The sequence below is a fragment of the Micromonospora sp. NPDC049044 genome, assembly GCF_040649215.1.
GTDB lineage: Bacteria > Actinomycetota > Actinomycetes > Mycobacteriales > Micromonosporaceae > Micromonospora.
Genome location: NZ_JBEZFA010000002.1, coordinates 1 through 14,420, shown reverse-complemented (window position 1 = coordinate 14,420; position 14,420 = coordinate 1). Strand labels below are relative to the sequence as shown.

General features: G+C 68.6%; 15 protein-coding genes and 1 pseudogene. 12 read left to right on the top strand and 4 right to left on the bottom strand.

The features are described from left to right. Positions 1-153: 153 nt before the first annotated feature. From AB0B85_RS01755 to AB0B85_RS01735, 5 genes are all read left to right on the top strand, one after another. A complete protein-coding gene (locus AB0B85_RS01755; RefSeq protein WP_357402452.1) occupies positions 154-1,416 on the top strand; it encodes a sensor histidine kinase in 1,263 nt (420 codons plus the stop codon). A 112-nt stretch (positions 1,417-1,528) separates the two neighbouring features. Further along, complete coding sequence (locus AB0B85_RS01750; RefSeq protein WP_357402450.1) at positions 1,529-3,739, top strand: MMPL family transporter; 2,211 nt, start codon at positions 1,529-1,531, stop codon at positions 3,737-3,739. 188 nt (positions 3,740-3,927) lie between these two features. Continuing rightward, entirely contained in the window at positions 3,928-4,146 is a 219-nt protein-coding gene (locus tag AB0B85_RS01745; RefSeq protein WP_357402848.1) for an MbtH family protein, read from the top strand. Then, positions 4,143-5,114: an ATP-binding cassette domain-containing protein gene (locus AB0B85_RS01740; protein WP_357402448.1), complete on the top strand. Its 972-nt coding sequence runs from the start codon at positions 4,143-4,145 to the stop codon at positions 5,112-5,114. The genes AB0B85_RS01745 and AB0B85_RS01740 overlap by 4 nt, the downstream gene beginning before the upstream one ends. Positions 5,115-5,118: 4 nt before the next feature. Continuing rightward, the gene (locus AB0B85_RS01735) at positions 5,119-5,820 is read left to right on the top strand and encodes a 4'-phosphopantetheinyl transferase superfamily protein (protein WP_357402446.1); all 702 of its coding nucleotides are present in this window, start codon (positions 5,119-5,121) and stop codon (positions 5,818-5,820) included. A gap of 74 nt (positions 5,821-5,894) precedes the next feature. Here AB0B85_RS01735 and AB0B85_RS01730 read toward each other — a convergent pair whose 3' ends face one another. Continuing rightward, the gene (locus tag AB0B85_RS01730) at positions 5,895-6,680 is read right to left on the bottom strand and encodes an AfsR/SARP family transcriptional regulator (RefSeq protein ID WP_357402444.1); all 786 of its coding nucleotides are present in this window, start codon (positions 6,678-6,680) and stop codon (positions 5,895-5,897) included. Positions 6,681-7,002: 322 nt separating this feature from the next. On the opposite strand from AB0B85_RS01730, the gene AB0B85_RS01725 reads away from it, so the two are divergent. Continuing rightward, positions 7,003-7,152, top strand: coding sequence for a hypothetical protein (locus AB0B85_RS01725; protein WP_357402442.1), 150 nt, complete (start codon positions 7,003-7,005; stop codon positions 7,150-7,152). Between the two features lie 365 nt (positions 7,153-7,517). Here the strand turns inward: AB0B85_RS01725 and AB0B85_RS01720 are convergent, their stop codons facing one another. Further along, positions 7,518-8,471, bottom strand: a complete 954-nt coding sequence (locus AB0B85_RS01720; RefSeq protein ID WP_357402440.1) for a LuxR C-terminal-related transcriptional regulator — start codon at positions 8,469-8,471, stop codon at positions 7,518-7,520. A gap of 750 nt (positions 8,472-9,221) precedes the next feature. Between AB0B85_RS01720 and AB0B85_RS01715 the strand changes: the two genes are divergently transcribed. The 5 genes and pseudogenes from AB0B85_RS01715 to AB0B85_RS01695 all read left to right on the top strand — a co-directional run bounded on the left by AB0B85_RS01715 (position 9,222) and on the right by AB0B85_RS01695 (position 12,032). Then, a complete protein-coding gene (locus AB0B85_RS01715) occupies positions 9,222-9,740 on the top strand; it encodes a histidine phosphatase family protein (protein WP_357402438.1) in 519 nt (172 codons plus the stop codon). A gap of 169 nt (positions 9,741-9,909) precedes the next feature. Then, positions 9,910-10,437 carry a DUF6244 family protein gene (locus AB0B85_RS01710; RefSeq protein WP_357402436.1) on the top strand — a complete coding sequence of 176 codons (528 nt, stop codon included), beginning with the start codon at positions 9,910-9,912 and terminating at the stop codon, positions 10,435-10,437. A gap of 210 nt (positions 10,438-10,647) precedes the next feature. Next, positions 10,648-11,034 (top strand): annotated as a pseudogene (locus AB0B85_RS01705) (hypothetical protein). Between the two features lie 13 nt (positions 11,035-11,047). Beyond that, complete coding sequence (locus tag AB0B85_RS01700; RefSeq protein ID WP_357402434.1) at positions 11,048-11,497, top strand: SitI3 family protein; 450 nt, start codon at positions 11,048-11,050, stop codon at positions 11,495-11,497. A gap of 70 nt (positions 11,498-11,567) precedes the next feature. Further along, the gene (locus tag AB0B85_RS01695; RefSeq protein WP_357402432.1) at positions 11,568-12,032 is read left to right on the top strand and encodes a DUF296 domain-containing protein; all 465 of its coding nucleotides are present in this window, start codon (positions 11,568-11,570) and stop codon (positions 12,030-12,032) included. A 207-nt stretch (positions 12,033-12,239) separates the two neighbouring features. Here AB0B85_RS01695 and AB0B85_RS01690 read toward each other — a convergent pair whose 3' ends face one another. Continuing rightward, a complete protein-coding gene (locus AB0B85_RS01690) occupies positions 12,240-13,304 on the bottom strand; it encodes a DUF4365 domain-containing protein (protein ID WP_357402430.1) in 1,065 nt (354 codons plus the stop codon). Between the two features lie 181 nt (positions 13,305-13,485). Then, entirely contained in the window at positions 13,486-13,905 is a 420-nt protein-coding gene (locus AB0B85_RS01685; protein ID WP_357402428.1) for a hypothetical protein, read from the bottom strand. A gap of 279 nt (positions 13,906-14,184) precedes the next feature. Between AB0B85_RS01685 and AB0B85_RS01680 the strand changes: the two genes are divergently transcribed. Beyond that, a partial coding sequence (locus AB0B85_RS01680; RefSeq protein WP_357402426.1) for a hypothetical protein occupies positions 14,185-14,420 on the top strand: 236 nt, incomplete at its 3' end.

Here is a 14,420-nt window from a genome sequence, read left to right as displayed (position 1 = left end):
GGTGGCCCTCCGCTCCGCTTCACAGGCGGAGGGCCGGCAGCGCGATTGTGGTTCTACGACCACTGTGCCCAAGGGTCCCCATCGGCATAATTGAGGCAACACAGAAAAGACGGGGAGGGCCCGGGAATGGCCGCCGACGAAAGCCGAAACAAAGTGACAAACACCAATTCTGGTACGGCTCTGCTGCGCGGTGCCGCACTGACCGGCCTGGCGATTGTCGAGGCCCTGCAGTTGCTGTGGATCAGCCTCTGTGTGTGCCTGACCGTGGTCGGCGTCGGGGTGCCGCTGCTGCCCCGGGCGCTCAACGGAGCCCGCTCGCTGACCGCCCTGCAGCGCCGACTGGCCCGCCAGTGGGCCGGCGTCAACGCCGAGGAGGAGTACCTCCCGCTGCCGGACCGCCCCGGCTTCGTCGGCGACCTGCAGCGGGCCTGGACCATGCTGGGCGACCGCTCCACCTGGCGCGACCTGCGCTGGCTGCTGGTCAACCCGTTCGTCGGCCCGGTGCTCGGCTTCCTGCCGGTCGTCGCGATCGTCGAGGGCCTCTGGGGCCTGACCCTCCCGTTCACCTGGGAAATCGTCGAGAAGGACTGGGGCTGGGACAACAGCTGGTTCTCCTTCATCCCGCTGAACAGCCAGACCACCGCGTGGCTGGCCGCCGGCCTCGGCCTGGTCGAGATCTTCGTCGGCGTGATCCTGGCCCGGGTGCTGCAGCGGGTGCACGGCCGCTGGGCCGGCGCCATGCTCGACGGCCGCAGCCGCGCCGAACTGGCCCGGCGGGTGCAGCACCTGGCCGTCACCCGGTCGGACGCGGTGAGCCAGCAGGCCGCCGAGATCAAGCGGATCGAGCGTGACCTGCACGACGGCGCCCAGGCTCGGCTGGTCTCGATGGGCATGACCCTGGCCGCCGCCGAGACGCTGCTGAAGAAGGACCCGGAGCAGGCCCTGGTCATGGTCACCGACGCCAAGAACAGCTCGGCGACAGCGCTGCGGGAGCTGCGTGACCTGGTCCGCGGCATCCACCCGCCGGTGCTTGCCGACCGCGGTCTGGTCGACGCGGTGCGAGCCCTGGCCATGTCGCTGCCGCTGAGGGTCGAGGTCACCGAGGACGTGCCCGGCCGGGTGACACCGCCGGTCGAGTCCGCCGTCTACTTCGTGGTCTCCGAACTCCTGAACAACGTCATCAAGCACGCCCACGCCACCCACGCCAGCGTCGACATGCGTTACATCGACGGCAAGCTGCGGGTCACCGTGCACGACAACGGCGTGGGCGGCACCGACCCCGAGCGCGGCACCGGCCTCAAGGGCATCGAGCGCCGGCTGCTCCCCTTCGACGGCATCGTCACGGTGTTCAGCCCGTTGGGCGGCACCACCGACGTCGCGGTCGAGGTGCCCACCGAAATCGTCAGCGTCAGTTAATCCTGCCGGCACAACGATCCCCGGCGTACCGCCGAATGAACCGAATGTGAATCGCTCTGCACCGCTCCGCGAATCGGAGCGCGGGCCGGGCTGCGCAGAGAGAGGCTTGAAAATGTCGGGAAAGAAGACGGCGGTCGCGACCAGGGTAGCCACCTGGAGTGCGCTGAATCCGTGGAAGGCGACAATTGTCTGGGTGGTGTTCGTGGTGGCGGCCGTGCTCGCCGGCGGCGCCACCGAGACCCGCCAGGCCATCGAGGCCGAACTGCAGGTCGGCGAGGCCGCCACGGCCGCCCGGATCATCGACGACGGCAGCCTGCAGGACCCGGCCGTGGAGAACATCCTGATCACAAAGACCGGCGGCGGCCGGCTCGACACCGTGGCGGCCACCCGGGCCACCGACGAGCTCACCCGCCGCCTGGGCGCCGTCCCCGAGGTGGAGTCGGTCGCCAAGCCGGTGCCCGCCGAGAGCGGCGCGGCGGTCCTGCTGCAGGTCACCATGAAGGGTGACTACGACACCGCCGGCGAGCGGGTGGCCCCGCTGCAGAAGGTCACCACCGAGGTGCAGGGCGCCCACCCGGACCTGCTGGTCGAGCAGGCCGGATCGGCCTCGATCAACAGCCAGTTCGAGGAGTGGATCGGCAAGGACATCGCCAAGGCCACCACGTTCAGCGTGCCGGTGACCCTGATCATCCTGGTGGTGGCGTTCGGGTCGCTGCTGATGGCCGCAGTCCCGGTGCTGCTCGCGCTTTCCGCGGTGCTGTCGGTGCTGGGTCTGTGGGCGCTCGCCTCGCAGGTGGTGCCGGACCCGGGCATGGTGCCGGACATCGTCGTGCTGATGGGCATGGCGGTCGGCGTCGACTACTCGCTGTTCTACCTGCGCCGATACCGCGAGGAGCGCCGCGCTGGGCGGGAGAACATCGCCGCCGTGGAGATCGCCGCGGCCACCTCCGGGCACGCGGTGCTGGTCTCCGGCGTCGCCGCGATCCTGTCGATGGGTGCCCTCTACCTCGCCGGTGACGCCGTCTTCGCGGCCATGAGCACCGGTGCCATCCTGGTCATCGCGGTCGCCATGCTGGCCTCGATCACCGTGCTGCCGGCCCTGCTGGCCAAGTTCGGCCCGCGGATGATGCGGCCGCGCCGCCGCTGGTTGCGCTGGCTGCCCGACAGCAACACCTCGACCCGCAGCCCGCGGCTGTGGAACGCCCTGCTCGGCCCGGTTCTGCGGCACCCGGTCATCGCACTGGTCCTCTCGGCCGGCGCCCTGGTGGCGCTGGCGGTGCCGGCCGCGAGCATGGATCTCAAGTCGACCCAGATCAGCGACTTCCCGCGCAGCCTGTCCACGATGACTACCTACGACCGGGTGACCGAGAACTTCCCGTCGTCCGGCAACACCATCCAGGTCGCCGCCGAGATCTCCTCTGGCGACGTCGCCGCGCTGCGGGCCCGGTTCGACCAGCTGGCCGAGCGGGCGCAGCAGGACGAGGCGTTCCGCTCCGGCCTGCCGCCGCAGATCCGCTACTCCCCGGACGGCCGGGTCGGTGTGCTCGAGCTGAACACCCCGTACAAGGCGGACTCGGACCAGGCCCACGACGCGGTCGACCGGCTGCGGGACACGATCGTGCCGGCCACCGTCGGCGGCCTGTCCGGCGCCGAGGTCGCGGTCGGCGGCGAGGCCGCCTCGGACATGGACTACACCGCCAACCTCAACGAGAGGCTGCCGTGGGTGGTCGCCGCGGTGCTACTGCTGACCTTCCTGGTGATGCTGCTGGCGTTCCGCTCGGTCGTTATCGGCCTGACCACGGTCTTCCTCAACCTGCTCTCGGCCGCAGCCTCGTTCGGCGTGCTCGCGCTGGTCTTCCAGGGCACCTGGGCCGAGGGCCTGCTCGGCTTCACCTCGACCGGCCACGTGGTCTCCTGGGTGCCGATGCTGCTGTTCGTGGTGCTGTCCGGGCTGTCGCTCGACTACCACGTCTTCGTGGTCACCCGGATCCGCGAGGAGGTGGTGTCCGGGATGACCACCCGCAACGCGATCGCCTCCGGTATCACGCGCACCGCGGGCGTGGTGACGAGCGCGGCGATCGTCATGGTGGCGGTCTTCTCGATCTTCGGCACGCTCAGCTTCATCGAGCTCAAGCAGATCGGTGTCGGCTTGGCCGTCGCGATCGTGCTCGATGCCACCATCATCCGGGTCGTCGTCCTGCCGGCGCTGATGGCGCTGCTGGGACACGCCAACTGGTGGCCCGGCCTGCGCCGCAGGGCGGCCGTTCCGGTGCAGACCAGCGTCGAGAGCGCGGCACCGGAGGTGTTCACCCCCGCGCGCTGATGATCAATCCAGTCAGACAAAAATCCTGTTGAGAACGGCCCAGGCCCCTCGCGGCCTGGGCCGTTTTCGCACCTCAAAGCCGATCAGTAGGACGTCAGCGGACGGTCAGCGCGAACTGTCAAAGTTTGGTCACAACGGCTCGTCGGCACCTGCCGGCAGTGCCCTCCCGCCGGCAGCTCAGAGGAGTAATCGTGACCAACCCCTTCGACGATTCCGACGGCATCTTCCGCGTGCTGGTCAACGACGACGGCCAGTACAGCCTCTGGCCGAGCTTCGCCGCGGTGCCGGCCGGCTGGCGTGTCGTGCTGGACGAGGCCACGCACGAGGCGGCCGCCCGGTACATCGACGCGACCTGGACCGACCTGCGCCCGCGGGGCATCGCCGGCCAGGAGAGCGTGCTGGCATGAGCGGGTACACCGAGGACTACGCGATCGAGGTCGAGGGGCTGCGCAAGGCGTACCCCGGCCACGAGGCGTTGCGTGGCATCGACCTGAAGGTGCCGTCCGGCACGGTGCTGGGCCTGCTCGGGCCCAACGGGGCGGGCAAGACCACGACCGTACGGATCCTGGCCACCCTGCTGGCGCCGACCGCCGGCCGGGTCCGGGTGGCCGGCTACGACGTGGTGCGCACACCTCGCGAGGTGCGCCGCAGCATCGGCCTGGCCGGCCAGTACGCGGCGGTGGACGAGGTGCTCACCGGCCGGGAGAACCTGGTGCTGATCGGCACCCTGTTGCACCTGGGCCGGGCCGGGGCCCGCCGGCGCGCGGACGAGCTGCTGGAGCGCTTCGGCCTGACCGAAGCCTCCGGCCGGCCGGCCGGTACCTACTCCGGTGGCATGCGCCGCCGCCTGGACCTCGCCAGTTGCATGGTCGGGCAGCCGAAGGTGCTGTTCCTCGACGAGCCGACCACCGGTGTCGACCCGGCCAACCGGCTGGGCCTGTGGGAGGCCGTCCGCGGGCTGGTCGCCGAGGGCACCACCGTGCTGCTGACCACGCAGTACCTGGAGGAGGCCGACGCGCTCGCGGACCGGATCGTGGTCATCGACGGCGGCCGGGTGGCCGCCGAGGGCACCGCCAAGGAGCTCAAGGCCCGCGTCGGCGGGCAGCGCCTGGAGATCGGCCTGACCGACCCGGCCGCCATTCCGCGCGCCACCGCACTGCTGCGCGAGGTGGCGGTCGGCGAGATCCTCACCGACGAACGCCAGGGCACCGTCTCGCTGGAAACCGACGGCGGTCTCGACGGGCTCTCCGCGACAGTGGCCCGGCTACGCGCCCACGGCATCGACGTCAGTGAGTTCGCGCTGCGCCGGCCCACCCTGGACGAGGTGTTCCTGCACCTGACCGGGGACAGCGCTCACGAACCGGCCGGGGTGTGACCGCTTGGCAGCGGCGATCTGCACGGTCCACTGGGCGCGGCCGCAGTGGGATCCGGGCGCGCACCGGTTGCTCAGCGCGGAGGAACGCGACCGGTACGAGCGGCTGCGCAACCCGGCCGACCGCAACCGGTTCCTCACCGGCCGGGCGCTGATGCGGACCACGCTCGGCACGTTGCTGAACTGCCGGCCCGAGGACGTCCCGATCCGCCGGGACTGCCGGCACTGCGGTCAGGGACACGGCAAGCCGTACGTGCCGGAAGCCCGTACGCGGTTCTCGCTCTCGCACTCGGGCACGTGGGTGGCGCTGGCCGTCTGCGAGACCGGCGAGCCGGGCGTCGACGTTCAGCAGGTCGGCGCCGGCGACTACGAGCGGCTGGCCCCGAAGGTGCTCTCCGACGTCGAACTCGGCCGTTTCGCGGCCCTGCCCGCGCAGGTCCGGGAAGCGGCGTTCGGCATCTACTGGAGTCGCAAGGAAGCGGTGCTCAAGGCCACCGGACACGGGCTGGTCGTGCCGATGACCCAGCTCACCGTCGCCGGCCATCGGGTGCCGACGTCGGTGCTGGCGTTCCCCGGCCTGCCGGGGGGCGCCGCGATCGCGCTGGCCGACCTGGACGCCGGGCCGCGCTACTCGGCGGCCGTGGCGGTGATCGGTGCCACCTCGCTGGTGGTGGACGATCGGCGGGTTGCCGCGTTGGCGCAGGTGTGAGCGGCGCACACGAACAAGCCGCCGCCGATACCTCTCGGTGCCGGTGACGGCCTTCTCTTGCGTACCCGTGACTGCTACGACACCGGGGAGGGCCGCAGCGCGGCGAAGCTGCGGTCCTGGTTGAGGATCGCGTGCTGGACCTGATGCAGCCGGGGGCCCGGCTCCAGGCCGAACTCCGCGCCCAGCCAGCTGCGGATGTTGTGGAACACCGCCAGCGCCTCGCTCTGCCGCCCACTGCGGTACAGCGCCAGCATCAGCAGCTCGCTGAGCTGCTCGTCGGACGGGTGCTCGGCGACCAGCTGTTTGATCTCGCTGATCAGCCCGTGGGTGGCGCCGCGGACCAGATTCGCCTCGGCGAGCTGCTTGCGGACGTCCAGGCGGCGCTCGGAAAGGCGGACCGTCACCGCGCGGCAGGTGTGCCCGCCGGCGACGTCGAGCAGCGGCATGCCCCGCCACTGCTGTAGCGCTGCCTCGAAGAGCCCGGCCGCCCGGGCCGGATCCGTGAGCAGACACGCCGAACCGGCCCGGGCCAGGTCGTCGAACCGTTTGGCGTCGACCGCGTCGGGCTGCAGGTCCAGCAGGTAGCCGTTGGCCTCGGCGCGCACCAGGTCAGCGTCCAGGCCAACCAGGCTTGCCAGCAGTCGTCGCAGGCGGGCGACATTCGCCTGCAGCGCGTTGCGGGCGTTGCCCAGCGGCCGATCGGCCCACAGCTCGTCGATGAGCTGCTCGGTGGACACCACCCGGCCGCAGGAGAGGGCCAGTAGCGCCAGGATCGTGCGCGCCTGGTTGGGTCGCACGGATGTCTCGCGGCCGTCGTGACGAAGAATGGTCGTTCCCAGGAGGCCGATCTGCAGGTTCATTTCCGTCTTCCCCCGTTGAATTCGTTAGGGCTTTCCGAAGGCGGCGCCTGCTATCTCGCCGAACCCCTGATGCCCGCCGACTCGGCGACCTTTCAATAGGCGATCGGCCGAGTGCCTGCGTTGACAACCTAACGTCGAACGGTGGGCAGAACCAGTGGCCTTTTCCTGCCAGGCGTGGCACCGGGTAATTCCGGCCTGCTTCGGCGGGGGCGTCCACATCGGTTGTTGCAGCCTCCGTCCAGGGCAAACATGTTTGCCTGCCGAACCCGGTCGGCCAGAGTTGTGGCAGAACCCGAACGCTGATGACACGGGAGAAGAGAAGATGCGCAAGGCCGTCCTCACCCTCGCCGCACTGCTGACTATCGGTGGCGCCTCCGCCGCCATTTCTGGAGCTGCCGGATCCGGTGTTTCGCAGGCTTCCTCGGGGGCCTCGACCGGTGGTGCGGCGCAGTACAACTTCGGTTGGGACTGATACTAATATCTCGGGCGGGCCCGGTCGGATCCTATGATCCGACCGGGCTTTTTCCGTCACGGTCACGGCAAAGTCGGAGGGTGTGCATCCGCAGGCCATTACGCCGCCGGTGGCCCTGACGTGATCGGCGATGGCGGCTGACAGGCACCGGCCCGATCAGCCGCATGTCCACCATGCAGTGGTGCATCCGTAGGCCAGCCAGGAACCGTGCGCGCGTGACCCGACGGCAGGCTCAGCAGCCTGCGGTCGAGACGTGCTTCGAACGGACCGTACCGGATCACCAGACACCCCGTTATCGTCGCCGCTCAGGGACCCGTGGGGAGTGGGCAACACCGGCAGCTGCAGGTTCCCGTCCCTCGCACCGATCACTCCAGATCATCAGCGGTCAGCCACTCCCGGACCACGGCCTTGGCGCCGGCCTGGAAACGGCTGCGCGCGTCGAGCCGGGTGAGCAGATCGGAGGCGATCCGCCGGGCGGTGCGCACCGAGACGCCCATTCGGCGGGCGATCATCTCGTCGGTCAGCCCTTGACCGAGCAGCTTGAGCACGTCCCGGTCCTGCGCGGACAGTCCCTCGTCGTCGCGGCGCCTGGGTGAGCCGAGCGGAGTCGCCGTGCGCCACACCGACTGGAACAGCGCAGCCAGGCCGGCCACCACGCCCTCGCTGGTCACCACGACCGCAGCCGCCCTGGAATCCTCGGTCTGCGCCGGGACCACGGCCACCCGCCGGTCGACGATGAGCAGCCGCAGCGGCAGCGTCGGCGCGGTCCGCACCTCGCTGCCCAGGTCCGACAGCCAGCTCGCGTACTTCAGGGTGTGCGGGTCATTGCGCACACTGTCCAGGTAGACGGTGCGCACCCGGACCCCGCGGTCGATCGCCACCGCGTCCAGCTGCTGGCTGGCCAGCAGGCTCTCCTGGGACTGCGCGCCGCCGGGCATCAGGGACGCGTTCTCCCAGACGCAGGACTCGGCGAGTTCGCTGATCTTGGCGCGGATGGCCTCGATGCCCTCCAGGCGTTCGACGCCGGGCTCCACAGTCGGCGTACGGTCGACGGTCCGGCTGGCGACCAGCAGCTCAAGCGCGGCCCGGGACTCCTCCATCTCGCGCTGGCGGCGGGCGACCAGCGCGGCAATCCCGGTCGCCGGATTGACCACGCGGAACCGGCCACCGTCCTGAGGCGGCTCGTACACCAGTGACATCTGCACCAGTTCGTCGAAGGCGTTGCGGACCCGCTCCTCCGGCAGTTGCATTTCCAAGGCGACGGCGTCGAGCTTGGCACCCGGATTGCCGAGAAGCGCTAGATATACGGATTCGGTCATTGAATTCAGCCCCAAGGCTTCGAACATGTGCACTTGCCTCCCCGTTGGCGAGCCCTCCAGATGCTACTAGCTGTGCGGGAGTAGCAGTGCCACCACTGGGCGGTTACACACGTTCAGGCGTCGAACTTCATTCGGTACGAATCCGGCGAGGTGTGGATCAATGGTGCCATGACGTGTCGGCACTGACTTGCTCACTCGGGTGTTGCGTCGGATGCGCGTGAGAGTGGACGGTCCCGCCTTCCGGATACGACCGGTGGGCGTACCGAAATGCAGCGGTCGGGGGCATTCCTCCGATTCCCACTGTCGGCGGCGAGCGTCGGCTTCGGCTGTGTTTCCGGCGGATACGGCTGATCTGCCGCGATCGTTGCGGGTGCCAAGGATATGGAGGCGTCCAGTGAGCGCAGAAAGGAGATACGGGCACCAGGCCGCTCGGTGGATGGGCCGAGATCGGACTAGCACGGCAGCCGCCGTTCAGGATCATGGTTGGAGTTCGAGATTGAGGCGGCGTGTGTAGTGGGCTCGTCGGGCTCGGGCTCGGTGCTGCCGTCGCCCAGCCTGACCAGTGCAAACGGTGGCCGAGGTCGCTGATCGGGCGGATGATGCGGGCGTTGATCAGGCGGCGGATCTCGTTGACGGTCAGCTTGATCAGCCGGCTGTCGGTTGAGTCGTCGGTCGCGTCGCCGGCGCAGACAGCCAGGACGGCGAGGGCGGCCAGGGCGAGAGTGATGAAGCGGTCGGAGGCCTCCAAGAGTGTCGCGGACCGACCGACCGAGGCCGACGCCAGATCGAACGACCAGCCCAACGACTCGGTCAAGAGCACCACGAGCGCCCGATTCGCCATCTACACCACGCCGCTGCGCCGAGCCCGGGAAGCGCTGCGATCATGGGCGCTCACCTCAACTGGACGCCGAGACCGTCGCCGACCTCGCCGAGCAGGACTACGGCACCGCCGGCGGCCGGCCGTGGACCGACGTCGTCGCTGAGTACGGGGACATCCCTGCCCTCGATGCGGACCGTCCGCTCGCGGCCGGCGGCGAAACCTGGCGGGACTACCTGCATCGGGCCAGCGTCGCCATCGGCGAGATCATGACCCGGTATGTAGGTGAGCGCGTCCTCGTCGGCCACGGCGAAACCATCGACGCCGCATTCCACCACTTCCTGGCCGTGCCTGTCGCCGGTGGGGCCACCGCCTCTGTCGCGGCGTACCACGAGCGTCACGACCTGGGTGCAGCAGCCGCTCTCGTGACCCGACCCTCCGTTGGGCCCTGACCAGCCACAACGACACCCGGCATCTGTTCGCAGATGCAGAGACGACCGATAGTTTGGGGGTCATCTGCGGTGCCGACCGCCTCGTCGGTGCCTGGTTGCCCCCGGCAAGGAGCCCGGTAGGTTCAGCTGTCGAGCACTTTCGCCCTCATCGATTGGGGATGCCGGCCACGTGTCGCAGATCGAGAAGATCGCCGCCGAACTTCGCGCGATGATGACCGGAGTCGAACGTGCACAGGGGTTGGCAGCCGCTGCTGACAGCCAGGCACAGGAGGTGGCGTTGCGGGCCGCGGGCGCGGGCCTCGTCGCCGTGGCGGCGGGTGTGGCCCGGGTACGCAACGCGATCACGGGCATCCAGGGTGGCCTGGGGAGTCTTGCCGGTTCGATCGGTGAGGCGACGAAGGCCACCCTGGCGGTGCCGAACGAGGCCACCCCGCAGGAGACGATCGCAGGGCTGGCGCCCGTGCTGACCGCCGTGGACGCCGCTCGTGACGCGGCAGCCGGGGCCATCACCGGAGTCGGTGAGGCGCAGCAGCTCGTCGCCGTGGTCCTGCAGGGCGGGCAGCCCGGGCCGCTGTTGCAGGCCCTGGAAGCCATCAAGCAGGTCCTGGTGCTGGTCGTTCAGCGCACCGGCGGGACCCGGCAGGCCGTTGAGGCGGCGATCGCGCAGGCCCGGCAGTTGGGCTCGTCGGGAAACTGACGAGGGCTGGCGGTCATCCACCGGCCAGCCCCACCCCTCATACCACCGGCAGCCCATCCCCGACGACCCCCACCCTGGGCAGGACTGTCTCCACGGACCCTGACGCAGCAACCCCGTGGACCAGGCGTCCCACCGGCGTCGGCGGTGGGACGCCTACCGGACGTCGAACCCGGATCTCCGCGAACGAAAAAGCCACGGGAGCGCCGTGCCCTGGAGTTGGAGAACGAGTGTGCCGACAGGGTCGCCGGCAAGGGGTACCGGGTCCACCAAAACCCCACGAGACAGGAGGTCGCGGACGCGCGACGCGAGACCGGGGATTCTGGGAGGCCGGAAAAGGCACCCGACTTCCTCATCGAGGGGCATGTCTTCGACTGCTACGCGCCCACTGCTCCCGTCCCGCCCCGCGCCGTCTGGAGCGCCGTGTCCAGAAAGGTCGACGCGGAGCAGACCCAACGCGTGATGGTGAATTTCCACGACTAGCGAGGAGACCTCGCCGCCCTGCACAAGCATTTCCAGGACTGGCCCGTAGCGGGGCTGAAAGAACTGGCGGCGGTAACGCGCGACGGTGCGATCATTCAGATCATCCGGCGAGACTGATGAAGGGGTGCAAATGGCTGTCGAGTACCGGCTTGCGCTGGCGGGCGACATTCCACTGGAGCAGGTGGCGGCGTTAGCTGCTCCCGGAGCGGTCGAGACGTCCACGGCGTCCGGCGGCAGGGTGCTCAGCGCCGACCTGAACGACGAGCGCGGGTACGTCGTGGACATCACCGGCGGCCGGCACGGCTACTACAGCGCCGAGGACGACGGTGGCGCTCTGTGGGAATGGGAGCCGGAGACCTACGTCGACGTCAGCTTCTACATGCGCAAGGAAACCCTGGCCGACAAGGGCAAACCCCACATGCTGGCGACCGTGGCCAGAATCCTCGCCGGCAGGGCCGAGGATGCGGCCCTGACCCTCAACGGCGACGTACTGATGCTAACGCGCAGCGCGGGGACCATCGCGAAGCACAACACCGACGGCTGGTACGACGAAGACTACGACAGGATTCTTCACCCCTGACGGGCGTACGTCCTCGGCTGGACCCACCACAGCCACTTCCCCCGACCAACCCGGCCGGAAGTGCCTCAGTATGCGCAGCCACGATCTCACGCCCGGACGGATGATCGGCGTCATCTTCGATCATGGCGACGACTTCTCCACCGCCCTCGCTGACGCCTGCCGCGCCAACGGCATCCAGCACGGCTACATCCCCGTCTTCATCGCCGGGTTCAGCACGGTCGAGATCGTCGGCACCTGCCAGCCTCTGGACGACCCCCAAGCCCCGGTCTGGGACCGGGTGCACCTGACCGACGTCGAAGCGCTCGGCGGCGGCACCATCGCCTACGACGACGCCCACGACCGGATCGCGCCGCACATCCACGTCAGCGTCGGGCTCAAGGAGCACAGCGCGACCGGCCACACCAGTCACCTGCTCGCCGCCACGGTCCAGTTCCTCACCGAGATGCTGATCATCGAGGTCGCTGCGCCCATCATGTGCCGTATCCCCGAGGCGAGCCTCTACGACGTACCGCTGTTGCGCATCGGCGACAACTGACAGGCAAGTGGCATCCACGACCGCCACGCACACCGGATCGCTGCCCTAAGCCACGGCGTCTCGGTAGCAGCCGCAGCTGCGCCCTCGTCGAGCAGGACTACCTACGCGGAGTCCTCCTGCGGGAGGGGCCGACCTGGGGCTCGCAGGCTGCCATCATCGCGGCATGAGCGGATGGCTCCACGACGTGTGCTCGGCGAATCGGGCGGCTCAGCTCGTATAGAGGAAATTGATGTGGTCCCAGGAAATCTCAGGAGCGAAGTCAAGGTACACGAGGGTAGTCACGAGCAGCAGAAACGTGATGGCCTCGACGCCGGCCTGCCGCACCTGAGCGTAGGAGCCGTGGGTTCCCGAGTCGCGGAGGGTGCTGCGCCATAAGCCACCCGTCCCGCTGAGGTCACAACCATTAAAGATGACGGCGAGGTTCGCGCCGGGGGCACGACATCGATCGATGAGCTCTACGGTTGCTGTGCGTTCGGCGTCATCCAGCCTCTTCCGTCCGATAGCCCGGTCGATGATAATCACGACTTCGCCATGCAGGGTCTCGTAGGAGGGCTCGATGCGAAAGTCGTCGTCGGGTCCGTAGCCGTACTCGGCGAAGGCCGGCGACTGCCAGCTCAGCGTCTCGTACAGACGTCCTCGGATAGCCTTCAGATCCGGTGCAATGTCGATGACCTCCAGCCCTCGGAAATCATGTGCGGCGAGCAGTCGCTCGACGAGTTGCTCGAATGTGGCCGGGGGCGGTGGCGCGATTTGAGACCTGATCGGATCATATCGATGTCCCAAAGGCCGTCCCCTAAATGCGGGCCCATCGATCCGCATGCTTCGGTGCCGCAGCATGGCAACGATACGTGCCTCATCCAGCTTCATCGACCTCGCGACGCGCAGCGTAACCTCGCCCTGGCCGACAGGGATGGCGGAGTAAAAGTCGCCGCGCGGCCACTGCCGTTCAACGATGTCCCGGACGTCCTCGGCAATAAAATCGGCAGCGGACTCCACGTAGACCACAAGATAGACAGGCTCGGGTGCTGCCACCCAGAACCGAAGGTGGTCCACTTTCACTTTAACGTCCACGGTGTGGGCAGCCTGATACGCCGCCAGCGGCAGCGTGCCGGCCCTCCTGCCCTTGGCCTGAAACCACACTCGAACCTGACTCGCCTTCCTCGCTCCTTCTCCTTCTAGGAAAAGGTGCAGGCCCGTATCGATCGCCGCTCGGTCATGCTGGTAGTTGAGGACCAGCCCGTGCCGAGTTAGCAGGGCCTTCAGCTCGGCCATGTAGGCTGCTTCGAAGGCATCGCTTTCACCGGTCTCTGGCACGACTAAAGCCTCCCACACTGCAGGCGGAGGACGGGGTTCCACAACATCGAGATCCGCGCCGCGAGCCGCGAGTGGTCACCTACCCGTCCACATGGCGGTTTGGCAGCATGGATTGTGTGCGCTAGACCGTTTCGGTGCATCACGCAAGGTCTCCAAAGGAGTCTTCGCCGGGCCGCCAGCACATCCAATGCCCATCCTTGAAGCCGCTCAGGAGCGCGATCTCCGGCCCGGACACCTCATCGACCGCTGGACGCAGGCAGATCGCCCCTTTGGCGAACTCGATTCGAAGGCCCTGGCCGGCGCCTTCCGCCGTCGCCACAACAAGGAAGGGTATGAATGCGCGCAAGGCGTCGGCGTAGCCTAGCTGCCCCTGAGCGACCAGACCGGCCGGCGCCTCCACCACGGGCAACACGTCGCAGTTGAGGACAGGCATGTCCTCCGTCGGTCCGTCGAAGCGCAGTTGCACGTAGTCCATGACGAACTGGACCGAGTAGAGACGGAAGCCGACGAGACGACCCAACAACCCGTTGGCCTCGTACGCACCGGGCTCCGACGGCATGGCTTGATCTTGCCTGATCGAACGCCAGCAGGCATCCTCAATTCGGGACGACCGAGCGTTCGACCACCCACGCCTGTCACGCAACGTGACGCGCGGTCGGCCGCAGAAGCGGATGCCGTCGGCGGCAACGCAGGCGTTATCCGTCGCGGTGAACACTGCCAGCGGCAGATCCGGATCCGGCGGCCTGGCTGCCTGGGCCGAACCGTGACCGGATGTGTGCGCCGCCTTCGCGGGATGCGCGGAACCTCCTCGGTGCGTGCCCCTGCTATACAGGCACCTGTGGATATCTCGCCAATCTTGGCGGCGGTGCTCGGACTCGTCGCGACGGCTGCGTCTGGCACGCTCGTAGAGTGGGCGCGCTCCTGGCTGCGACGGCGGTCCCGAGTCGAGGTGCGAGTCGGCGATTCCACGCTCCAGATTGCTACAGAGGTTGAAAGGCTGAGGTTCGGGCTATCACGGGGGTTCGGGGTCGAGGGTCATGCCGGTGTTGGCGAAGAAGCCGGCGAGGAGATCGG

What these genes read in the sequence shown, in the direction of transcription:
- AB0B85_RS01750 (WP_357402450.1), top strand. Translation starts at nt 1,529, where the DNA reads ATGTCGGGAAAGAAGACGGCGGTCGCGACCAGGGTAGCCACCTGGAGT.
- AB0B85_RS01740 (WP_357402448.1), top strand. Translation starts at nt 4,143, where the DNA reads ATGAGCGGGTACACCGAGGACTACGCGATCGAGGTCGAGGGGCTGCGC.
- AB0B85_RS01730 (WP_357402444.1), bottom strand. Translation starts at nt 6,680, where the DNA reads ATGAACCTGCAGATCGGCCTCCTGGGAACGACCATTCTTCGTCACGAC.
- AB0B85_RS01725 (WP_357402442.1), top strand. Translation starts at nt 7,003, where the DNA reads ATGCGCAAGGCCGTCCTCACCCTCGCCGCACTGCTGACTATCGGTGGC.
- AB0B85_RS01720 (WP_357402440.1), bottom strand. Translation starts at nt 8,471, where the DNA reads ATGACCGAATCCGTATATCTAGCGCTTCTCGGCAATCCGGGTGCCAAG.
- AB0B85_RS01700 (WP_357402434.1), top strand. Translation starts at nt 11,048, where the DNA reads ATGGCTGTCGAGTACCGGCTTGCGCTGGCGGGCGACATTCCACTGGAG.
- AB0B85_RS01695 (WP_357402432.1), top strand. Translation starts at nt 11,568, where the DNA reads ATGCGCAGCCACGATCTCACGCCCGGACGGATGATCGGCGTCATCTTC.
- AB0B85_RS01690 (WP_357402430.1), bottom strand. Translation starts at nt 13,304, where the DNA reads ATGGCCGAGCTGAAGGCCCTGCTAACTCGGCACGGGCTGGTCCTCAAC.
- AB0B85_RS01685 (WP_357402428.1), bottom strand. Translation starts at nt 13,905, where the DNA reads ATGCCGTCGGAGCCCGGTGCGTACGAGGCCAACGGGTTGTTGGGTCGT.